Origin of the sequence: Limnohabitans sp. (assembly GCF_031539105.1) — a bacterium.
Classification (GTDB): Bacteria; Pseudomonadota; Gammaproteobacteria; order Burkholderiales; family Burkholderiaceae_C; genus Limnohabitans.
Map to the genome: position 1 here is coordinate 1 of NZ_JAVKLM010000050.1, position 21,126 is coordinate 21,126.

Consider the following 21,126-nt stretch of genomic DNA (forward strand, 5'->3'; position numbering starts at 1 on the left):
ATTTGGTATCGTTCTTCTCGGCTGAGGTGCTTGTACATTGGGCAACTTCGACTTGGCGGTTAAAGCGGCCATGATGCTCTCGCATCCTCAGCCACCTATAACCAGTTCATCTTTGTTGCACTTCGTCCTTGAATCCGCCACTTTAAAAACGATCAAAATCTACGTTTACTTTCAACCCATAGCATTTCCAAATCAGCAGACAAATACTGATGTCTTTTTTTGTAGAGATTTTGTTTACTACCCAAGAAAATATCATGGATGCTGCAGCGTGCATTAAAGCTTTGAACATCGAACAGAAAAAATTTCATCCCTATAGTATTGAAGTACTTTTTTACAATCGCAGCGCAGCTTATATTCAAAAATTCGTTTTTCAATTGAGTCCGAATTGATTAACTGCACCAACAAATGAACCACAAAGACATTCGCACTTCACGAGAAAAAAGGCAGTCCATCTTCAGCTATGAAATTGACTCGAAATCATTCATGGCAATATGTCTAAGTTTGTGGACAAGCTCAATCACTGCTCAATCACTCAGCGACTCAGAGCAAGGTCTGCGCATCATGGCAAACCGCCAGCAAGGTAATTGCTTGACTTGTCACCAAGTCAGCGTGTTGCGCTATGCCAAGGGAATCGACGGCGCATCTGGCAAGCAGGGAGACTTTGGCCCCTCACTCGACGGTGTAGCCAACCGTTACAGTCTGGCCCAATTGCGTCAATGGGTGATGGATGGCCGCAGGATCAAGCCAAACACCTTGATGCCGCCGTTTGGCACTTTAGAAGGCACAACTCAAGCTAGTCCAACTCGTCCAATCCTGAGCTCAGAAGATATAGACAAGGTAACTGCAGCCTTAGCCACTTTGCGCTAAAGTGCAAATCATGTGGCACTCAAAAATATCGTCGACTCGTCGTTCATGCTTGGCTCACTTAAGCCTTGGTGCAGTTGGTATTTCTAGCGGTTCAAACGCATGGTCGGCCCCTGAGCTCCATTCACAAGCCGACTTGCTATCGCGTGGCTTAGAAGCAAATGGCATTGAAGTCACGCTACCGCCTTTGGCAGACAACAGCAATGCCATACCTTTGCAATTCACATTGCAAGCGCCAGCAGGTAAAGCGTTGATCGGTTTTGAAATCATCGCCCCTGAAAATCCTAACCGTGTCATTTTGCGGATGAAGCTGGGGCAAGCCCAGCCCAGCTTCACGTTTAACACCCGCATTCGACTTGCTATGACGCAAGACGTTTGGATATTGGCGCATCTCAATAATGGCTCAAGCTTGGGTCGGCCCACACACACAGTGGTGACCGCTACGGCTTGTTTTGATGAAACCTGAATCTATGGCACAAACGCTTGACCTGCCTGTTCGTCTATCGCTGTCTGGGCCTGTTCGTCCAAACGCATTAGTGGAAGTACGTTTAATGCTTGGGCACGTGATGGAAACGGGATTTCGACACGACAGTTCAGGCGTACAAGTGACCAAGGACATTTTGCAATTTGTCAAAATGCACGTAGGCGACGCCTTGGTGTTTGAGGCCGAGTTGGGCACGGGGATGGCGGCCAACCCGATGTTCTTTTTTTCCTTCACCTTGCCGCCGCAAGCCGTCGACATAGTGGTGAGCTGGGTTGACCACCAGGGCCGCTCGGGCCAAATGCGCCGACCCTTGGTTTACCGCTAAGCCACATGGGTGTTCGTTGCTTAAGACAATATCAACTTTGTGTGGCCCCTGCCCTAGCCTCTTTGCTGGCCTTTTTACTAGCCCTGTGCCTAGGCCATCCAGTGAGTGCGCAAACGCTGCAGAGCGGCAATCAGTTTTTAACCCCACAGCTGCAAGCCATGCAGCAAGACGCCGATGCCAACCCCATCTCTCTGTGGGTTGAAAAAGGCCAAGCCTTGTGGGGCAGCAGCTGCCAAAGCTGCCACAGCGCACCCCAGACCTTACGCGCTGCCGCTGCGCAGCACCCGCGCTTGAAAACCAGCGGTTACACCCACAGGCTGGTGAATTTAGAAGACCAAATCAATGCGTGCCGTCAACGGGCGGGGCAAGCCCCCAAAGGCGTGGAAGACGACGACACCCTCTCGCTGAGTGCCCTGCTGCACAGCGTGGCCAAGGGGCAAAAGATTGACGCGCAGCCGCCAGCAGATGCCGCTGCGCAACAACGCTGGCAAGAAGAGCTGTCGAAGGGCGCGCAGCTGTATGCCACGCGCCTAGGGCGGCTCAACTTGGCCTGTGTGCACTGCCACGACGGCAAGGTAGGTGCTCAGCTGCGTGCCGAGGTGGTGAGCCCGGGGCATCCGTCTGGTTTTCCGATTTACCGTTTGAATTGGCAAAACATGGGGTCAATCGACCGTCGCTTGCGGGCTTGCTATTCGGGCGTGCAAGCCACTCTGCCTGCGCCAGGCAGCGCGAGCCTGAGGCAGCTAGAGCTGTACTTGAAAGTGCGCGCCAACGGCATGCCGCTGGACGGCCCGTCCATTCGCCGCTGACCCAGAAAAAAAGGGCAAGGCCTGCTTAAGACCTTGCCCCTCTTGCTGCCTTGCAGCGCTAAAACACCCTTAAACCAAGGTCAAGCCATGCTTGCGCAGTGGCAAGTCGCGCTGGGGTTTGCCGGTGGCCGCATAAATAGCGTTCAACACCGCAGGGCCGACCACGCAGATCGTGGGCTCGCCCACACCACCCCAGAAGTCGCCGGTGGGCACCAAGACGGTTTCCACCTTCGGGGTTTCTTTGAGGTGCATCAAGGGGTAGGTGTCAAAGTTGCGCTCTTTCATGCGCCCTTTCTCCACCGTGTTTTCACCCAAGAAGACCGCTGACAAGCCCATCACCACCGAGCCTTCAATTTGGGCCCGCACCTGCGCTGGGTTGACCACATGGCCTGAGTCCAAGGCAAACACCATGCGGTGAACTTTGACCTCACCCTTAGGAGACACCGACACCTCGGCCGTGGCAGCCGAGTAGCTGGCGTAACCCATGAATTGCGCAATGCCGCGAAACACACCTGGAGGCAATGGCTTACCCCAATTGCCCGCCTCGGCCACAGCGTTCAAAACACCCAAATGCTTGGGGTGGTTTTTCATCAACGCACGGCGAAACTCCAGCGAGTCTTTGCCCGCAGCGCGCGCACACTCTTCCAAGAAGCACTCCATGTAAATGCCGTTTTGGTTGGTGTTCACACCGCGCCAAGGGCCAACGGGCACATGCGTGTTGCGCATCACGTATTCGGTCAACAAGTTGGGGAAGGTGTAGCCCAGCTGCGCGTCGCCCGCCTCTGCCCAAAAGCCTTGCATCTGGCGCACGTCTTTGTTGTTCTTGATGGCCATGGGGGCCAACAAGGCATTCAAAGACTGGCCTGACACGCGCACATGAAACGCGGTCATATTGCCCTTGTCGTCAATGCCCGCCGACATTTTGGCCATCGAGATGGGGCGGTAAAAGTCTTGGGTCATGTCTTCTTCACGGCTCCAGATCAGCTTGATCGGTTTGCCGGGAAACTTCTTAGCCACCTGTGCTGCTTGGTCGACATATTCTTGATGACCGCCGCGACGGCCCAAGCCCCCACCCAAGTCCATCTTGTAAACATCACACTGCGCCAAAGGAAACCCAGTGGCTTCCGCCAAGGCAGCGAGTGAACCTTCAGCACTTTGCGTGGGTACCCAAGCCTCGGCGCGGTTGCCTGTGATGCGCACAGTGCAGTTCATGGGCTCCATCGTGGCGTGCGCCAAGAAGGGACTGGTGTAAGTGGCTTCCACTTTCTTAGCGGCTTGCGCAATGGCAGCGGGCGCATCGCCTTCTTTGCGTTGCCAGAAATCGCCCGTGGCTGCCAAACCTTCGCGCAGCATGGCATCGATGGTGGCGCTAGAAGTGTTGCCATTCACCCCGTCGTCCCAAACAACAGGCAGTTCTGCCAAGGCCGTCTTGGCGCGCCAAAACGTATCGGCCACTACCGCCAAGGTGCTGTCGTTGATTTTGACGACGCCTTTGACGCCGCGCATCTTGGCAATTTTGCTTTCGTTGTAACTCACCAACTTGCCACCAAACACGGGGCTTTGCATCACGGCTGCGTTCAGCATGCCGGGCAACTGCAAGTCAATGCTGAAAGTTTTACGGCCATCGACTTTGTCGGCCGTATCCAAACGACGCACCGACTTACCAGCAATGCGCCACTGGCTGGGCTTCTTGAGGGTGATCTTGGATGCATCAGGCAGGCTGAGCTTGGCCGCGTCATCGGCCACTTTGCCGTAGCTCAGCGTGCGGCCCGAAATGGCGTGGGTGATCATGCCTTCTTTGGTCATCACTTCGGCCACAGGCACATTCCAACGGTTGGCTGCGGCTTGCATGAGCATCAGGCGTGCTGTGGCACCGCCACGGCGCACGTAGTCGTGAGAGGTGCGAATGCCGCGGCTCCCGCCTGTGGACATATCGCCCCAAGCACGCTTGCGGGCCAAGCTTTGGCCAGGGGTGGGCATTTCTGTGGTGACTTTGGACCAATCGCAGTCGAGCTCTTCAGCCACCAATTGGGCCAAGCCGGTGCGTGTGCCCTGCCCCATTTCAGAACGGGCAATGCGAATGACCACGGTGTCGTCGGGCTTGATGACCACCCAAAGGTTGATTTCGTTAGGCGTGAGCGTGGTGTAGGCGGCTTGAGCAATGGCATCAGGCGCAAAGCTCAGACCCAAAGCCAAGCCACTGCCAACGGCGGCAGAGCTGAGCAAAAAGTGGCGGCGTGAGGTGTTGAGTGTGGAGGTGTCGTGGGTGGAGGTGTCGTGGGTGGAGGTGTTTGTCATGATGGTTCTCCTCAGGCTTGTTGGTTGACGTCAACGGACTCGTAGGACGCCAAAACGTCACCCAATTTCATTTGGCCGGCAGCCACATGAATCGCATCACGGATGCGCTGGTAAGTGCCACAGCGGCAAATATTGCTCATCGCCTCGTCAATGTCAGCGTCGGTGGGCTTAGGGATGCGGGCAAGCAAGGCCGCCGCTGCCATCACTTGGCCCGACTGGCAATAGCCGCACTGCGGCACGTCCAGCTCTGTCCATGCTTTTTGCACGGCATGGGTGGCGTTTTTGGACAAGCCCTCAATGGTGGTGACTTTCATGGCGCCCACGGCCGACACGGGAATGGAGCACGAGCGCGCAGGTTGCCCATTGAGGTGCACCGTACAGGCACCACATTGCGCCACACCACAGCCATACTTGGTGCCGGTGAGGCCCAGCTCTTCACGCAGCGCCCAAAGCAGCGGCATTTGCGGTTCGGCGTCGATGGTACGAACGGCTCCGTTGACGTTGATTTTCATAGCTTGTCTCCTGTTGTAATTCATTGGTTGAACTTGCCGCATTGAGCGAGTTGCCACATTTGACAATTGATTTTGAGCACATGTCAACTCAATACGTGACAGCGCCGAGACCTCACCTGCGTTCGAATACTAAATGCACGACTTAACGAAGGACACCATGATTGACTTGGCATTCAGTTTTAGCACGATCGACGCCCTACAAGCCCTCTTGGCTTGTGCGGCAGCGATTGGCATGGGCGCTTTGTTCGCACGCAAACAAGCCCGTGCCTTTAAGGGACAAGACAAATTAGGACCACCAACCGTCACGTTCGCAGACTACGGCGATATGCGCTTTTTGCATCTGGGCACGCCTTGGGTGCAAGGCTCGATGAAGATCAGCAAGCCCTATGACATCCACCTCGAATACGTGCAACGCATGATGGGCTGGATGATGTTTCACGACTTAGACCAAGTCCGCCACTTGCACGCGATGCAGCTGGGTTTGGGTGCGGCAGCGTTGACCAAGTTTTGTCATGTGCAGTTGGGCATGCAAACCACCGCGGTCGAACTGAACCCGCAAGTCATCACCACGTGCAAAAGCTGGTTCAATTTGCCCGAGGACAACGCAAAATTACAAGTGTTGTTGGCTGACGCAGCCGATATTGCAAGCAGCCATGAATGGCATGAAAAAATCGACGTGCTGCAAGTCGACCTGTATGACCAAGAAGCCGCCCGCCCTGCGTTGGACAGTGAAGCGTTTTATGCCGATTGCAGACAACTGCTAACGCAGCAAGGTTGTATGGCCGTCAATGTGTATGGCCGTGATTCAAGCCTAGAAACCAGCTTGCAGCGCATGGCCAAGGCTTTTGGCAAAGATGCTTTGTGGGCCTTCAGGCCCACAACCGCAGGCAACACCATCGTGCTGGCGTTTCGAACGCCTCGTGCGGTAGATAAAACCGCTTTGCTTTCGCAAGCAAAGCAGATTGAAATGCGCTGGCCCTTGCCAGCCACGAAATGGCTGAACGTCTTAACGCCTGTGGCTTTTAATACCTGACTTTGACGAACGTCGATGGGCCTTGCACCTTGAGCGTTAAGTTTGTCTCGTAGGTTGCATCGCGCGTGATATCGATTTGGGTCATGCTGTAGTCAAGCACCACACCCACGTTTTTAGTGGGGAACCATTCCAAGCCCACGCCTGCGTTATAGATATCGCCGTGCATACGGCCTCCCGTCTTTTTCACACCCGAGGCTTTGGCGAAAATTCGCAATTCAGGATTCACGGCATGGCGCAAGGCAATGTCAATGAGGGGGGCCACGGCATCGTCACTGAACGCGCCACTGGTGCTGGCCGTCCCACCGCCGACGATGGACGCAGTGGCGATGGCATTCATATCGATCTTGTAATAAGCAGCGCCTGCACCCAACCCTAGAACGGTGTCACCACTGCCAATCCACCACTTGTAGGCCAGCTTCGCAATGTCCATCTTGAGTTCAAGGTTGGCATTGCCAGTCGTTGACAAACCGTAGCCAAGAACAGTGATGTTGTTGGCCACACCCCCCGTGTAACTGTGCTTGTATTGGTAGTAATCCAATGACAAGCCTTGACTGTCAAAGAGGATAAGGTCGGCTTTGATACGCGGCAACATTTCCTTGCCAAGCGTGATATTGCCCGTATGAAGATCGCCGTACTGCGTTATCAACGAAGCATCAAGCTTGGGGTCCGCATGAAAGACGCCCACAGTCACACTCACGCGGTCTAGCGCGGGTGACAACTCCGCGAAAGCGGGCATAGACATCATCAAACCAACGCCGGTGGTAGCCATCAGAGCGAGCGTGCGAACACCGCAGCGTGAAAAAGTGGTGTGTGCATTCATGAATAATCCTTAGTGGTGAATAAAAATAAAACGTCGCCTAAGCCAAGTGGGCCAAGTAGTCGTGAACCACCTCACCCAGCTCCAAAGTCAAGTCCGCTACAAAGTGCACACACGACACGAGCGCAAGCACAGGAAGCTCAGACACAGGCGCCAACGCGTGTGGGTGTAGCTCTAGCGAACAGGGGCCCGTCCATGCGCCATGCAAGCTGACTTGCGTGGTGTGGTAGCGCACCAGCTCACAAATGCGCGGTATGCCGTCGACATGCGGGATGATCTTGAGTAAAAAGTTGGGCGCGGCCAACGACGCCAACACCGCTGCCGCATCAGCCTCGCGATGTTTGAAACCCATGGTAGCTGTGGCAATGCGTACCGAGCCATAGTCCAAAGTGCCCACGAGGGTGTCAATCTCTGTCTGAAGCTTTGGCGTGGCCAGCTTTTTAGGAAAGCCCCACAACTCGCGCCCTCCTGCAATGGGCGGATGGTCATTGAGGTACATGGCATGGGCATACGAGCCGTCCACACCATCCAAGCGAACGGGAATCACTTGGCCCGATTCGGTGTACGAGCCAAAGCCTGTGGCGTCGGGCATTCGGATGAATTCAAACTTCACCAAGGGTTCGACAATCTCTAAAGGCTCGGGCACCACGGCACGCAGCGCTTGCATGTCGGTGCGGTAGGTGATGACTAAAAATTCCCGCTGCATAAAACGGTAAGGCCCGCGTGCAAATGCAGGGCTGGTGAAGGGCATGGCAAAGGCGTTGGCCTTGATGTCGTGCAGCTTCATAGCAGCACTTTCAAAGGCTGAGCTGCACACAATATGTCTGCGCGCAAAGACATGGGCGCCTCGCAAAAAATACGCGCATCCATGCACGTGAGATGGGGCGAGATCGCGGGTGAAAAACCCATGCGCGCCAAGATGTCAACATCTAAATCAATGCCGGGCGCAATTTCGATCAGCTCCAAACCACCCTCTTTCAGGCGAAACACGCAACGCTCGGTCACATACAACACATGCTGCTCGCGCGTGATGGCATCCATGCCATTGAAGGTTATTTGTTCCACCGCGTTGACAAACTTCTTTGTATCAGCCTCGCAGGTGATGGACAACTTGCCGTCCGTCACCTGCGTGTCTTGGTGTCCCGCACAAAAGGCGCCCATGAACACCAGTCGTCGTGTGCTCTGGCTGATGTTGATGAAGCCACCTGCGCCAGCTAAATGGTCGTTGAACTGGCTCACATCCACATTGCCTTGCACATCGACTTGCGCCAGCCCAAGAAACGCAATATCTAAACCACCGCCGTCGTAAAAATCAAACTGGTAGGGCTGATCCAAGATCGCTTCGGCATTGGTGGCCGCACCAAAGTTGAGGCCACTCGCGGGCAGTCCGCCCACCACGCCTGGCTCGGCGGTGAGGGTCATCAAGTCCACCAAATTTTCTTCTGAGGCAACCGCGGCGATGCACTCTGGAATGCCCACACCTAGGTTGACGATGTCGTGCGCACGCAGTTCGAGTGCTGCACGACGCGCCATGATTTTTCGCGCATTCAGCGGTGTGTGTTGCCAAGCGATTGGCGGAGCTTGCAGCTCGCCCGAGAACACCGCGTTGTAGGACTCGGTAAAGGTTTGCATGTGGTGCTCGGGCTTCTCGGCCAACACCACATGGTCCACCAAGATGCCGGGAATCTGTACCTGTCGCGAAGACAACGAACCCGCCTTGGCCAACCGCTCCACCTGCACGATGACGATGCCACCCGAGTTGTGCGTGGCCATGGCAATCGCCAACGAATCAAGCGTGAGCGCCTCGTGCTCCATGCTGATGTTGCCGTGCTCATCGGCGGTTGTGCCGCGCAACAAGCAGGCGTTGATGGGGAACGATTTGTAGAGCAAATACGCCTCATCGTCGATGTGCATCAACGACACCAAGGCACGTTGGCTGCATGCGTTCACACGGCCACCACCGCGACGTGGATCCACAAATGTGCCGAGGCCCACTTTGGTGATCAACCCAGGCCGATGCGCTGCGATGTCCCTAAACAACTGGCTGATCACACCCTGCGGCAAGTTGTAGGCTTCAATTTGGTTGTCCAGCGCCAACTGCTGCAATTTGGGTGCGAGGCCCCAATGCCCACCAATCACACAATGCAGCAAACCTGCATGGGCCAAATGGTTGAGCCCTCGGTCATGGCCATCACCTTGCCCACCTGCATAGACCAGTGTCAAACCACTCGGGCTACCCGCAGGCGATGCGGGGGCTTGCCCTAAAAATCGCTGCTCCAGCGCAATCGCCAAACCTTCGGCAAAGCCAATGCCAATGAACCCGCCTGTGGCCACCGTGGCACCGTGGTCAATGCGGCGCACGGCCTCGGCGGCTGTGACCACTTTGTTGGCAGCCGTGGTGCGAGGGTTGTCAGACGCGTTTCGCATGGCTCACAGCTTTCACTTTTTTCACCGTACTTGGCACCAGCAAAAGGTCTAGATTTTTCAAAATTTCAGACTCAACCGTGGACTTGAAGCCACGCAGCAAAACGCTCAACTCCACCGTGATTTCCAAAGTGTCATGCGTTGCCAACAAACGCCCTTTCACACCGCTGCGGGTGAACAACACCTCGTCTTCCACCGTGCCCTCTTGGTACACACAGCTCAGACCAAACTCTTGCTCGGCCAACTCGGCCCATGAGAAAGCGATCTTTCGGATTTTTTTAAACCCATGCGCGTGCGTGCGATGAATGTGAAGATCAGCCACGTTAAATTTCCATTCAAGCGTTTTTGCGCGAGGCCAACAGCGGGCGCATGGCGTTGAGGGTGGCAAGCAAGCCAGAACCATTGCTGATCAAGGTGCAAGCCATGGGCGACATCAAGCCGGTGGGCACCGCCAGCGCCAAGGCCAAGGTGTTGGCACCCGCAATCAGGTTGAAGTTTTGTTTGATCAGGGCCATGCCATCGCGGCAAATATCGATGGCGGGCAGCAGCTGATGCAAGCCCTCTTCCATCAACACCACATCGGCTGCGTCGCGGGCAATGTCGGCGCCGTCTACCAATGAGATTCCCACATCGGCTTGGGCCAAGGCGGGTGAGTCGTTCACACCGTCGCCGATCATGGCGAATGGGCCATATTTCAAACGCAAGGTGCGCACAATTTCGGCTTTGTCGTGCGGCAATATTTCTGAGTACACCGTGTCTATGCCCACGGCATCTGCCACACGACGCGCCACGCCTTCGCGGTCGCCCGAGAGCATGACAATGTGCGCCACGCCCCGCGCACGCAGGCCCGCCACCACAGCGCGGGCTTCGGGCCTTGGAGCGTCACTGCACGCAATGGCTCCCACCAAGCGATCGTCCAAGGCCACCAAAAGCACGATGTAACCATGGGCTTCAGCCTCAGCCAAATACTTGGCCGCTTTGCCCGTGGCAATACCCAAGCTATGCATGAAACGTGCGCTGCCCACATGCAAGTGCTGCCCTGCAATGACAGCACTCACCCCCATGCCAATGACAAACTGCACGTCTTCGCACAGCGGCAAGGTGAGGCCACGCACTTGCTCGGCGTGCAAGACCAAAGCGCGAGCCACTGGGTGGCGAAGCTGCGTTTCTGCTGCTGCGGCCAACTGCAATAGGCGGTCCGCGCTGATGCGCGCGTGCATGGGCCGCACATCCAGCACCGTCAAATGGCCCGAGGTCAGCGTGCCCGTTTTGTCAAACGCGATGCCGCGCAAGGTGGCCAGCTGTTCTACATGGTGGCCGCTCTTGATCAAAATACCCTGACGCGCAGCACGCGTCATGCTGGACAAAATGCTGGTGGGTGCGGCCACACGAATGCCCGTGCCGTAATCCACGATCGCCATCGACATGAAGCGGTCCACATTGCCCGTGAGTGCGAGCATGGCCACATTCACACCCAAGAGCGGCGCTACCAAACGGTCGGCAAACTGCTCCGCATAGTTTTGAATGCGCGTCTCACCCACTGGGGCTGACGCAATGACTTGCACAATTTTGGCCACCACCGTGTTGGCCCCCACCTCGGTCACTTGCACCGTGATGGAGCCTTCCACAATGGATGAACCCGCAAACACCATCTCACCCACACGGCGTGTGGCAGGCACCGATTCACCCGTGATGTGCCGTTGATCGACAGAGGCCAAGCCGCTGCAAATCATGCCGTCAGCAGGCACCAAATCTCCAGCCATCATCAGCGCCATGTCGTCACACAGCAGCGATTGCGCAGGGATCAAGGTGATATTGCCTTGGGCATCCAAACGCCTTACCTGCACCACCTGAAAGTCCAACAGCTCACGCATGTGGCCGCGCGATTGGCGTGCAGTCAGCTCGCGCACCACATCACCCAAATGCACCATCATGGCAATCACGGCAGCGGTGCGAGGCTCACGTCGCAGCACGGCAATGGCCAAAGCCAAGCCATCTAAAAAGTCCACATTGAAGCGACGCTCTTTGAACAAGGTGGTCACCGCACGGCGCCAAATCGGAAAGCCCGTCAACACGATCAACAACAGGTCTAACCCAAAGCCGCCCGCTGGCCCCAGCACCAAAGCAGTGGTGGCCAAAGCCATGGCGCTGAAGGGGCTGAACTCAATGGTCTTGTTTTGTATTTTTTGCAGTTGACCTGTCGGCAAAGTCGCCAACATCGTGCTGGGCTGCAACAGCATTTCAAGCAGTGCATCGAACTGCCCCATGTGTTCGATCGTGATGGAGTCACATGCGGGGTTGAGCCGAAAGTTAGACACCAAGGGGCTGCACGACAGCCGGTGGCTGATGCGCTCGCGCACGGCGTTGTCAACGCGCAAACGGGCCACGCGGATGCGGCAGCGCCCAGGCACCTCGTGCAGCAATTGATAGTTGGCACGGGTGTGTGCCAGGCCGGCGTTAACGTTTATTGCGTGCATGTGCCAGACCGGTAGAAACAAGCTTGATCACCGGGGCACCAATGCGCTCGCGGTGCAAAGAGAGAAATGAGTTGAAGGCAAATGTGCCGAGGCTCAGCCACATGGGTGTGCCCGTGCCACGTGCTTGGCGCATCGAGGTGGCGGCTGCAAACAGCAGTGGCAGCAAGAGTTTGAGGTCTATATACCCATCGCTGGCTTGGCGTAATCGAAAGTCCAACTCTTCGGCTCCCGCCACCAAGCTTTCAGCCAAACGCGATTGCTTGGCCAAATAGTAAGAGGCCCCAGAGGCCACGGCCACATCAATGCCTGCAAGCAATGCGTCATCGCCTTGCAGGCTCATCCACGCATTGACATTCGGGTCGTCTTGCAAACGGAAGTGAAACACCGTGTCAGCAGGGCTGTAATCAATCACGATGCTGGAGGACGTGGCGTTGACACGCACGCTGTCCACCCCTTCTAGACCCGAGATGATGTGTTTGACAGTGGCAAAAAATTCAGGGTCAGCAGGCACGCCCAACACCTTGAGCCGCATGCGACCCGGCACGTGGTGCGCAATGCGTGCCGCACTGACAGATGGGGTTGGGGCGTGCGGCACTTTAGGCCTTAGGCGCGTGGCCGCTCATGGAATCAGCCACTGAAGTAGCGGACTTGGCGTCAGGTGCATGCTTTTGTTCGTGCATCACTTCGGCCACCAAATCGTGCACTTGCTCGCTGGTCTCAGCCACCACCTCTTGTACCTTTTGGCTCAAGACAAAACCGGCACGCAAAGCCCCCTTGATGGCAGGACGCACATAGTCGCCAAGCTCAGGAAACAACTTGCCCAACAAAATAGCGCCTGCGCCAATGATCAAGCCTGGAATCAATTCCACCTCAATCAGAGCCGCTCCCACCACGATGGCCGCAGCCGTGGCAACGGAGGTGTTGTCGCCCGACACCAATTTTTTGCCACGCGCCACCAACTGGCTCACGCGGCGCTTGGCAGCGGCCGATTGGCTGGCGTGTGACGTGGCCTCATGCGCTTCGGTGTAAGCCGCGTCTTGTGCCATCGCCTTGTTCACTGCGGGGCGACGTGCACTGCGGGTTTTGGGCGTACTCTTGGCGGCAGTGACCTTGATTTTTTTAACAACGTCTGAATTTTTGATTTTTGTGACCACGTGATACTCCATGCAGGTAGGGCGACACTTTCGTGCGCGAGAGCCAAGTACTGACTCTGTGCACTGACGTTAATGACATTGATCAACGTGGTCTGTTCGCCAGCGAACCAAGGCTGCGTGCGATAGCCCACAGACTTCAGCCGCGCATTTTTTGACAATGGATTTCAAAGTCGATCCCCGACTGAGTTTTCTTATTCATCAAAAAATTTATGCTGCAAAACAAAGTCGCACTCGTGACTGGCGCGTCATCGGGCATTGGTCGTGCCATTGCATTGGTGATGTCGCGCGAGGGCGCCAAGGTGGTGGTGTCTGGCCTGAACACCGATCGCATCGAAGAAACCGCCGCTCTCATTCAAGCCCAAGGTGGTGAAGCGTGGGCGGTGCCCTGCGACGTTGGCGTGGCACAAGACTGCCAGCAACTCGTGCAACGCACGCTCCAACATTTCGGCCACTTGGACGTGGCATGCAATTGCGCCGGCATCATTGGCCCGAGTGCACTGACGGCCGACTACCCACACGACGGCTGGGACCAAGTGATTCAAACCAACCTCAGTGGTGTGTTCTACGGCATGCAAGCGCAAATCAATGCCATGCTGCAAAGAGGCAGCGGCTCCATCATCAATATTGCGTCAGTGTTGGGTGCAGTGGCTGGACCGCACTCCCCCGCTTATGTGGCCACCAAACACGGTGTGATCGGTTTGACACAAACCGCTGCTTGGGAATATGGCGCAAAAGGTTTACGCATCAATGCGGTGGGGCCGGGCTACATCCACACGCCCATGGTGGAAGCCTTAGAGCAAAACCCAGAAGCGCTTGCAGCTTTGGTGGCGGCACACGCACTGGGACGGCTAGGACGACCGCAAGAGGTGGCCGAGTTGGTGGCGTGGTTGGCCTCGGACCGCGCCTCGTTTGTCACCGGTGCGTTTTATCCGGTGGATGGCGGATATTTGGCGCGTTAATTATTTGTACGCAGCGACACCTGGCGTGTTGCATGCTCTGACGCATGCGGCAACCCTTGCTTGTCGATGTGCACGCTGTGCGCCTGCCATGCGCGCACGCCTTGGCGGTCCACCATCAAGCGCACCACCCAGCCCAGGTTATTGACCTTGTCGGGGAAGCCTTCAAACACGAAGTTGCCCAAGCTGTAAAAAATTGGTTTGCCTTTGTATTGCTCGGTGTCTTGCAGCTGGTGTGGATGGCCGCCAATGACTGCATCAGCCCCCGCGTCAACCATGAGCCGCGCCAACTTGCGTTGGCGTTCATTGGCCGTGGGCTCTTCCCAGCCCCAGTGCATGACAGGTATGACCACGTCGGCTTTCCACACGCGGCGTGCATCGGCAATGTCGCGCACCACTTGCTCGTCTTCGCTCCACGCCACACCGGGGCGGTCATGGTCGGCCTCGAAGTTACGGGGTTGAAATTCGTCATAGCCCAACAGGGCAATGCGCAAGCCTTGGCGCTCAAGGATGAGCGGGGTATGCGCTTCTTTCAAGTTATGTCCGCCACCGTAATAGCCCAGGCCTGATTGCTTGAGCAGGCCCAGCATCTGCGCAAAGGCTTTGGGGCCATAGTCACCCGAGTGGTTGTTGGCCAAACCCACGGCATCGAAGTGGCGTTTGACAAACTTCAAGCCGCGCGGATGCACGCGAAACACATTGGGTTTTTCAGGTTCAACCAACCCCACAGTGGCCACCACGCACTCCAAATTTCCCAAACGCAGATCTGCGCCTTTGAACAAGTGGGCCACGCCCGCAAACGGGTCTTGCCCACGTCGAATGGCACGGTCAGGCCCACCCGCGAGCATGATGTCGCCCGCAAACACCACCGACACCAAAGGCTCTGGCACTTGGGCCATCGCAGCACCTGTGCACAAGACGAACAACACGACACGCACGTAGAGCGCCGCCCCTTTGCTGATGAAACATGGCAGGTATTTCATGGCACCACCTCATGCAAGGCGCAGCCGTATTGCAGCTCTTTGCCCAAGAAAGGCGAATACAAGGCCACACGGCCCGTCAAGGCATCAGGCGTGGGCTTTATCTGCGCTAATGGCGCCACAAACTTCACATGCTGAAGCAGCATGGGTTGGCGCTCGGTTTGGTAAGACACATACACGTTGATCACGTCGACCCGCGTGTCGTTACCCAGCACCACAGCTTTGAACCGAAAGCGGTCTGCCAAATTCACACTGCCCACGGTGTAGGGGTCTGACACGGGCACAAAACGATGCACAGAGCGCTCGGCATTCACCTCAAAGTGGCACAGCAACTCGGGCGCCGCTTGCGCCACCGCTGGAAACCACACGGCCAATATCCACAGCCGAAAACGCATACCCATATCTCCCTAGATTTGATGCATCACAGCCTACTGGATCAGAAATGCGGCGTGCCTATGGGTTTGCCCTTGTTGTAGCTGGCAAAATCAAAGGCTATTCACGAAAGCCCCGCCATGAGTTCCACGCCCACTCCCGCCATCCCTCGCCTCACCAGCCTCTCACATGGTGGTGGCTGCGGCTGCAAGATTGCGCCGGGCGTGTTGAGCGAGATTCTGAAAAGCACCAGTGCCATGCCTATTCCGCCGCAGTTGTTGGTGGGCATTGAAACCGCTGACGACGCAGCGGTGTACCAGCTCAACGATGAGCAAGCGCTGATTGCCACCACCGACTTCTTCATGCCCATCGTGGATGACCCGTTTGACTTTGGCCGCATCGCGGCCACCAACGCCATCAGCGATGTGTACGCCATGGGCGGCACGCCCATCATGGCTTTGGCTTTGGTGGGCATGCCCATCAACGTGCTGCCGGCGGAGACGATTGGCAAAATTTTGGATGGCGGTCAAAGCGTGTGCCGCGAGGCCGGCATCCCCATCGCGGGTGGCCACACGATTGACTCGGTCGAGCCGATTTACGGCTTGGTCGTCTTAGGCTTGGTACACCCCAAACGCATCAAGCGCAATGCCGATGCCCGCGTGGGCGACCGTTTGATTTTGGGCAAACCGCTGGGCGTGGGCGTGTTGTCTGCCGCCCTGAAGAAAAACGCGCTCAGCACTGAGGGCTATGCGCACATGATTGCCAACACAACCAAGCTAAACACACCGGGCGCTGCACTCTCGGCTTTGGCGGGCGTGCACGCCATGACCGACGTGACAGGCTTTGGCTTGGCAGGCCACGCACTCGAGATGGCCCGCGGCAGCCACCACACGGTGCAACTGAATATGAGCCAAGTGCCTTTGTTGCCTGGCGTGCGCGAGTTGGCAAAGCAAGGCATGCTGACCGGCGCCTCGGGCCGGAACTGGGCCGCTTATGGCAACGAGATTGAACTCGTACCTGAACGCGATGCCATCGACCAAGCTTTGTTGAGCGATCCCCAAACCAGTGGCGGCCTGCTTGTTGCCTGCGCACCTGAGAGCGTGGCCGAGGTGCTGGCTGTGTTTCACCAACACGGCTTTGCCGAGGCGTGTGAAGTGGGCGAGATCGCAGCAGCATCGGCCAACGGCATCAAGCTGCAAGTTCGCTGAAACCTTGCAAAACTACACTGCGCACCTTTCAAAGAAAACCAACACCATGTCCAACATTCCAGCCTGCCCACAATGCGCCCAAGAAAACACCTACCAAGACGGCGACAACTATGTGTGCGCCGATTGCGCGCATGAGTGGCCGATGGTGGCAACTGCCGCAGCGGATGACGAAGACGAATCCGTGGTGAAAGACGCCAACGGCACGGTGCTGAAAGACGGCGATGCCGTGGTGCTGATCAAAGATCTGAAAGTCAAAGGCTCATCCACCACGCTGAAAATGGGCACCAAGGTGAAAAGCATTCGCTTGGTGGGTGGCGACCACGAGGTGGATTGCAAGATGGACGTGGGCAACTACATGCTCAAAGCTTGCTTCTTGCGCAAAGCCTAAATACCCGCAGCGTTTAAAGCACCCGACCTCGGTTCGACTTGATCGCCGAGGTCTTTTTTTTGCTGTCTAAGCGGCGCAGCTTTGACGCATAGGTGGGTTTGGTCGGTTTACGCTTCTTGGGCGGCTTGGCCACGCTGTGCACCAAATCGTGCAAACGTGCAAAGGCCTCGATGCGGTTCATGTCTTGGCTGCGATGCTCTTGCGATTTGATGACCACCACGCCCTCTTGGGTGATGCGGTGGTCTGGCAAGCACAGCAAACGCTCTTTGACATCCTCGGGCAACGACGAGGCCCAAATGTCAAAGCGCAGGTGAATGGCGCTGGACACCTTGTTGACGTTTTGCCCGCCCGCGCCTTGGGCGCGAATGGCCGTCACCTCAACTTCAGACTCTTTGATTTGCATACGCGGCTTACACGTGCCAGCCTGGCAACTCACCCATGGCCCACAAAATCAGACTGATGGTGAAGAAGGAAGCGACGGTGGTCACCAACAACGCGGCAGCACAAAAACCTTCTTGGCCATGGCGCTGAGCCAGCAAGGGATAAATACCCAGCATGGGCATACCCGCCAACAGCACCGCAGAAATTTTCAGACTGGGGTCAATCGGGCCGACCACCATCAGCATGCATCCCACAGCCAAGGGGTGCACCACCAGTTTGCCAATCGTAATCCAACGCACCTCTTGAATCAGACCCACCACGCGCATGCCGACCAAAGAGCCGCCGTTCACAAACAGCGCAATCGCGGCTGTGGATGCAGCAAACAAATTGACCGTTTTAGACATCACCTCAGGCAAATGCCAGCCCATCATCGAGACCACAAAGCCCAAAACAATCGTTTGCATCATGGGCAATTGGGCCATGCGTTTCAAGCTTTGAAGCACGGTGTGTTGCCAAGACAAGTGCTCCGCTTCGCCACTCTGCGCAATCGCCAAAGCCAGTGGAATGGTGAGCAGGTTTTCAATCAGCACGGTGAGGGCCAAGCCCACGCCTGCCGCTGGCCCTAAAAACTGCAACAAGATGGGGTAGCCCACATAGCCGCTGTTGGAGCAGCTCACCCCCATGGCCACCATGCCGCTTTCGGTGAGTGATTTTTTGCGCCAGACGCGCCATACGCCAAAACCCACTGCAAACGAAAACAAAGATCCGGCACCGTACGCCAAGAGGTAGTTCGGGTTCAGCACCTCGGCAAAGTTGCGTTGCGACAGCGTGTTAAACAACATGGCAGGCAAGGCAAAGTTCAACACAAAACGCCCCAGCACTTGTCCGTCAAGCTTGCTGAACATGCCACGACGCGTGGCAGCAAAGCCCAATGCAATCGACAAATAAATCGGGCCAGTGATGGTGAGGATGTTGAGCATCAGCGATTGACGTTTGTTGCTTTTTTATTGTTTTTGAATACCAGCGCGTTGAATCACATCACCCCAGCGCTTGATCTCGGTTTGCAACCACTCTTGCGCTTGTGGCACGGTGCTGGGGTGTGGCTCTACATTCAACTCCAGCAATTTTTGACGTACCGCTGGGTTTTGCAACGCAGCGTTGACTTCTTTGTTCAAGCGCTCCACCACCGCTTGCGGCGTTTTGGCAGGCACGCCCAAGCCGTTCCAAGAGGTGGCCACCAAGTTAGGCAGGCCACCCTCTTTGGCTGTGGGCACTTGTGGCAAAGCCGTGTTGCGCTTTGGGCCAGTGACTGCCAAGGCGCGCAAGGCGCCACCTTTGATTTGCGGCAACACGGGGCTTAGCACTTCTAACGCCACATCAATTTGGCCGCCTCGCAAAGCTGTCATCACCGCAGGTGTGCCGTTGAAAGGCACGACTTGCGCATCCAAACCCGCCACCGACTTGAACAACTCAGCCGTCAAATGCTGGGTGCTGCCGATGTTGATGCTGCCAATGTTGAGCTTGCCTGGGTTGGCTTTGGCCCATGTCAGCAATTCAGGCAGGGTTTGAAAACGCGACTCGGCGCTGGTGACGATGGCCAAGTCAAAAGTGCCCATCAAAGACACGGGCGTGAAGTCTTTCACGGGGTCAAAAGGCAGCGTTTTAAACAAGCCAGCGCTCACGGCGTTGGCGTTGGACATCAGCAAAAGGGTGTAGCCATCAGGCTCAGACTTGGCCACCATCTCGGCCGCCACAATGCCACCCGCGCCGGGACGGTTGTCGATGACCACGGACTGACCCAAACCTTCAGACATTTTTTGCGCCACCGTGCGTGCGGTGAGGTCAGCCACACCCCCCGCACCAAAAGGGACCACGATGCGTAAAGGTTTCGCTGGGAAACTCTGCGCGTGTGCAGACACCACGCAACCCGCCAACAGACTTGCGACAAACAACTTAGACATAAAGCATCGACGAGCTTGCATGGGGATATCTCCACAATATGAATCAAAACGCCATTCTCTTCCATCATGAAAGGCACCTCACTGGGTACACTCTAGGGTTACGTATTTATTAGACCCATCCAAGGATTTGCCATGAACACGACCCCTTCCGGCCTGCAATACATCGACAACGTGGTGGGCGACGGCGCTGAAGCCGCCGCTGGCCAGCACGTGAGCGTGCACTACACCGGCTGGCTGTACAACGACGGCGAGCAAGGCGCCAAGTTTGATTCCAGCCGCGACCGCAATGACGCGTTTGCCTTCCCTCTGGGCGCTGGCATGGTCATCAAGGGCTGGGACGAAGGCGTGCAGGGCATGAAGATTGGTGGCCAACGCACCCTCATCATCCCGCCAGAGCTGGGCTACGGTGCACGCGGTGCGGGCGGTGTGATTCCACCCAACGCCACCTTGAAGTTTGACGTCGAGCTACTCGGCCTCGAATAAAAAGACGGCACGGCAGCCCTTTTGGCTGCCGTTTTACAGCGGGGCTTAGCCCCGCTTTGTTTTGCCCACTTCAAATTTTTTACAAAACCCCTCTTGAAATAGGGTCGGATGGCCTCAGCTTTGCTGCATCTCATTCACACAAGCCCTACAAAGCATGTCAGAACCTACAGAAAACCTAGATACCGCTGCCGCACATTTGGCGTCACACATGGCCGGCATGGCGCCCACCCCCGAGGCGACCTCGGCTGAAGCCGCTGCGCTAGACCCATTGGCCGCTGCGCACGCCGAAATCGCCGCTTTGCAAGCCAAAGCCGCCGAGTTGCAAGACCAATACGTGCGTGGCCAAGCCGATGTGCAAAACGCCCGCCGCCGCGCGGACGACGAAGTCTCGAAAGCACGCAAATTTGCCCTCGAGAGCTTTGCCGACAGCCTCTTGCCTGTGCTTGACAGCCTCGAAGCTGGCTTAGCCGTGCAAACCGCGACGCCTGAACAAATTCGCGAAGGCGCTGAAGCCACGCTGCGTCAACTCAAAAGCGCCATGGAGCGCAACAAAATCATCGCGATCGACCCCGCTGCCGGCGCCAAGTTTGACCCCGCACAACACCAAGCCATCAGCGTGGTGCCCCTCCCCGCCGATTCCACACAAGAAGCCAACACGGTGGTCGCCGTGCTGCAAAAAGGCTACTTGATTGCTGAGCGCGTGTTGCGCCCTGCACTGGTCACCGTGGCTGCACCGAAATAAAACACTTGAAATCGGCAGAGTTAGCCATAACTACTGTCCATCTGAATTTTTGAAAATTACTGGAGTTAGACATGGGAAAAATCATTGGTATTGACTTGGGCACCACCAACTCGTGCGTGGCCATCATGGAAGGCAACACGACCAAAGTGATCGAGAACGCCGAAGGCGCTCGCACCACACCGTCGATCATTGCGTATCAAGAAGACGGCGAAATCTTGGTGGGCGCCTCCGCCAAACGCCAAGCGGTGACCAACCCACGCAACACGCTGTACGCGGTCAAGCGTTTGATCGGTCGCAAGTTTGCAGAGAAAGAAGTGCAAAAAGACATCGACTTGATGCCCTACACCATTGCCAAAGCCGACAACGGCGACGCATGGGTGGAAGTGCGTGGCAACAAGTTGGCCCCGCCTCAAATCAGCGCTGAAATTCTGCGCAAGATGAAGAAAACTGCCGAAGAC

General features: G+C 56.5%; 25 protein-coding genes. 11 read left to right on the plus strand and 14 right to left on the minus strand.

Going from position 1 to position 21,126, the window contains the following annotated elements:
• Positions 1–405: 405 nt before the first annotated feature.
• The 4 genes from RMR24_RS13385 to soxA are packed head-to-tail and all read left to right on the plus strand — an operon-like array spanning position 406 to position 2,482.
• On the plus strand, positions 406–867 hold the full coding sequence (locus RMR24_RS13385) for a c-type cytochrome (RefSeq protein WP_310615577.1): 462 nt from the start codon (positions 406–408) through the stop codon (positions 865–867).
• Between the two features lie 10 nt (positions 868–877).
• Entirely contained in the window at positions 878–1,330 is a 453-nt protein-coding gene (locus RMR24_RS13390) for a thiosulfate oxidation carrier protein SoxY (protein WP_310615578.1), read from the plus strand.
• Positions 1,320–1,673: a thiosulfate oxidation carrier complex protein SoxZ gene (locus RMR24_RS13395; RefSeq protein WP_310615579.1), complete on the plus strand. Its 354-nt coding sequence runs from the start codon at positions 1,320–1,322 to the stop codon at positions 1,671–1,673. Before RMR24_RS13390 ends, RMR24_RS13395 begins: the two co-directional genes overlap by 11 nt.
• 41 nt (positions 1,674–1,714) lie before the next feature.
• On the plus strand, positions 1,715–2,482 hold the full coding sequence (gene soxA, locus RMR24_RS13400; RefSeq protein ID WP_310615580.1) for a sulfur oxidation c-type cytochrome SoxA: 768 nt from the start codon (positions 1,715–1,717) through the stop codon (positions 2,480–2,482).
• A gap of 69 nt (positions 2,483–2,551) precedes the next feature.
• Here the strand turns inward: soxA and RMR24_RS13405 are convergent, their stop codons facing one another.
• Together RMR24_RS13405 and RMR24_RS13410 are read right to left on the minus strand one after the other, a co-directional pair.
• Positions 2,552–4,780 (minus strand): molybdopterin cofactor-binding domain-containing protein, encoded by a 2,229-nt coding sequence (locus RMR24_RS13405; RefSeq protein ID WP_310615581.1) that lies wholly within the window; start codon positions 4,778–4,780, stop codon positions 2,552–2,554.
• A gap of 11 nt (positions 4,781–4,791) precedes the next feature.
• A complete protein-coding gene (locus tag RMR24_RS13410) occupies positions 4,792–5,292 on the minus strand; it encodes a 2Fe-2S iron-sulfur cluster-binding protein (protein WP_310615582.1) in 501 nt (166 codons plus the stop codon).
• Positions 5,293–5,617: 325 nt separating this feature from the next.
• Here RMR24_RS13410 and RMR24_RS13415 point away from each other — a divergent pair, with 325 nt between their 5' ends.
• Positions 5,618–6,325 carry a spermidine synthase gene (locus RMR24_RS13415; protein WP_310615600.1) on the plus strand — a complete coding sequence of 236 codons (708 nt, stop codon included), beginning with the start codon at positions 5,618–5,620 and terminating at the stop codon, positions 6,323–6,325.
• On the opposite strand, the gene RMR24_RS13420 is transcribed toward RMR24_RS13415, so the two are convergent.
• The 7 genes from RMR24_RS13420 to RMR24_RS13450 are packed head-to-tail and all read right to left on the minus strand — an operon-like array spanning position 6,315 to position 13,197.
• Entirely contained in the window at positions 6,315–7,145 is an 831-nt protein-coding gene (locus RMR24_RS13420; protein WP_310615583.1) for a hypothetical protein, read from the minus strand. The genes RMR24_RS13415 and RMR24_RS13420 overlap by 11 nt on opposite strands.
• A gap of 37 nt (positions 7,146–7,182) precedes the next feature.
• Positions 7,183–7,929: an acetoacetate decarboxylase gene (locus RMR24_RS13425; RefSeq protein WP_310615584.1), complete on the minus strand. Its 747-nt coding sequence runs from the start codon at positions 7,927–7,929 to the stop codon at positions 7,183–7,185.
• Positions 7,926–9,569 (minus strand): CoA-transferase, encoded by a 1,644-nt coding sequence (locus RMR24_RS13430; RefSeq protein ID WP_310615585.1) that lies wholly within the window; start codon positions 9,567–9,569, stop codon positions 7,926–7,928. The genes RMR24_RS13425 and RMR24_RS13430 overlap by 4 nt, the downstream gene beginning before the upstream one ends.
• Positions 9,553–9,888 (minus strand): polyhydroxyalkanoic acid system family protein, encoded by a 336-nt coding sequence (locus RMR24_RS13435; protein WP_310615586.1) that lies wholly within the window; start codon positions 9,886–9,888, stop codon positions 9,553–9,555. Before RMR24_RS13435 ends, RMR24_RS13430 begins: the two co-directional genes overlap by 17 nt.
• Positions 9,889–9,901: 13 nt before the next feature.
• Complete coding sequence (locus RMR24_RS13440) at positions 9,902–12,043, minus strand: heavy metal translocating P-type ATPase (RefSeq protein ID WP_310615587.1); 2,142 nt, start codon at positions 12,041–12,043, stop codon at positions 9,902–9,904.
• Complete coding sequence (locus RMR24_RS13445) at positions 12,024–12,638, minus strand: hypothetical protein (protein WP_310615588.1); 615 nt, start codon at positions 12,636–12,638, stop codon at positions 12,024–12,026. The genes RMR24_RS13440 and RMR24_RS13445 overlap by 20 nt, the downstream gene beginning before the upstream one ends.
• 1 nt (position 12,639) lies before the next feature.
• Positions 12,640–13,197 (minus strand): DUF5132 domain-containing protein, encoded by a 558-nt coding sequence (locus RMR24_RS13450; RefSeq protein WP_310615589.1) that lies wholly within the window; start codon positions 13,195–13,197, stop codon positions 12,640–12,642.
• A 209-nt stretch (positions 13,198–13,406) separates the two neighbouring features.
• On the opposite strand from RMR24_RS13450, the gene RMR24_RS13455 reads away from it, so the two are divergent.
• Positions 13,407–14,156, plus strand: coding sequence for an SDR family oxidoreductase (locus RMR24_RS13455; protein ID WP_310615590.1), 750 nt, complete (start codon positions 13,407–13,409; stop codon positions 14,154–14,156).
• On the opposite strand, the gene RMR24_RS13460 is transcribed toward RMR24_RS13455, so the two are convergent.
• Together RMR24_RS13460 and RMR24_RS13465 are read right to left on the minus strand one after the other, a co-directional pair.
• Positions 14,153–15,136 carry a CapA family protein gene (locus tag RMR24_RS13460; protein ID WP_310615591.1) on the minus strand — a complete coding sequence of 328 codons (984 nt, stop codon included), beginning with the start codon at positions 15,134–15,136 and terminating at the stop codon, positions 14,153–14,155. The genes RMR24_RS13455 and RMR24_RS13460 overlap by 4 nt on opposite strands.
• Positions 15,133–15,528 carry a hypothetical protein gene (locus RMR24_RS13465; protein ID WP_310615592.1) on the minus strand — a complete coding sequence of 132 codons (396 nt, stop codon included), beginning with the start codon at positions 15,526–15,528 and terminating at the stop codon, positions 15,133–15,135. Before RMR24_RS13465 ends, RMR24_RS13460 begins: the two co-directional genes overlap by 4 nt.
• Positions 15,529–15,645: 117 nt before the next feature.
• Between RMR24_RS13465 and selD the strand changes: the two genes are divergently transcribed.
• Positions 15,646–16,713, plus strand: a complete 1,068-nt coding sequence (gene selD / locus RMR24_RS13470; RefSeq protein ID WP_310615593.1) for a selenide, water dikinase SelD — start codon at positions 15,646–15,648, stop codon at positions 16,711–16,713.
• Positions 16,714–16,759: 46 nt separating this feature from the next.
• On the plus strand, positions 16,760–17,101 hold the full coding sequence (locus RMR24_RS13475; RefSeq protein ID WP_310615594.1) for a zinc ribbon domain-containing protein YjdM: 342 nt from the start codon (positions 16,760–16,762) through the stop codon (positions 17,099–17,101).
• Between the two features lie 13 nt (positions 17,102–17,114).
• Here the strand turns inward: RMR24_RS13475 and arfB are convergent, their stop codons facing one another.
• From arfB to RMR24_RS13490, 3 genes are read right to left on the minus strand one after another with little or no spacing between them, the layout of a single operon-like run.
• Positions 17,115–17,504: an alternative ribosome rescue aminoacyl-tRNA hydrolase ArfB gene (gene arfB, locus RMR24_RS13480; RefSeq protein ID WP_310615595.1), complete on the minus strand. Its 390-nt coding sequence runs from the start codon at positions 17,502–17,504 to the stop codon at positions 17,115–17,117.
• Positions 17,505–17,511: 7 nt separating this feature from the next.
• Positions 17,512–18,462, minus strand: coding sequence for an AEC family transporter (locus RMR24_RS13485; RefSeq protein ID WP_310615596.1), 951 nt, complete (start codon positions 18,460–18,462; stop codon positions 17,512–17,514).
• A gap of 24 nt (positions 18,463–18,486) precedes the next feature.
• Positions 18,487–19,464 (minus strand): tripartite tricarboxylate transporter substrate binding protein, encoded by a 978-nt coding sequence (locus RMR24_RS13490; protein WP_310615597.1) that lies wholly within the window; start codon positions 19,462–19,464, stop codon positions 18,487–18,489.
• 111 nt (positions 19,465–19,575) lie between these two features.
• On the opposite strand from RMR24_RS13490, the gene RMR24_RS13495 reads away from it, so the two are divergent.
• The 3 genes from RMR24_RS13495 to RMR24_RS13505 all read left to right on the plus strand — a co-directional run.
• A complete protein-coding gene (locus RMR24_RS13495; protein ID WP_310615598.1) occupies positions 19,576–19,926 on the plus strand; it encodes an FKBP-type peptidyl-prolyl cis-trans isomerase in 351 nt (116 codons plus the stop codon).
• 208 nt (positions 19,927–20,134) lie between these two features.
• Positions 20,135–20,668, plus strand: coding sequence for a nucleotide exchange factor GrpE (gene grpE / locus RMR24_RS13500; protein WP_405023340.1), 534 nt, complete (start codon positions 20,135–20,137; stop codon positions 20,666–20,668).
• Between the two features lie 71 nt (positions 20,669–20,739).
• The coding region (locus tag RMR24_RS13505; protein WP_310615599.1) for an Hsp70 family protein at positions 20,740–21,126 on the plus strand (387 nt) is incomplete at its 3' end.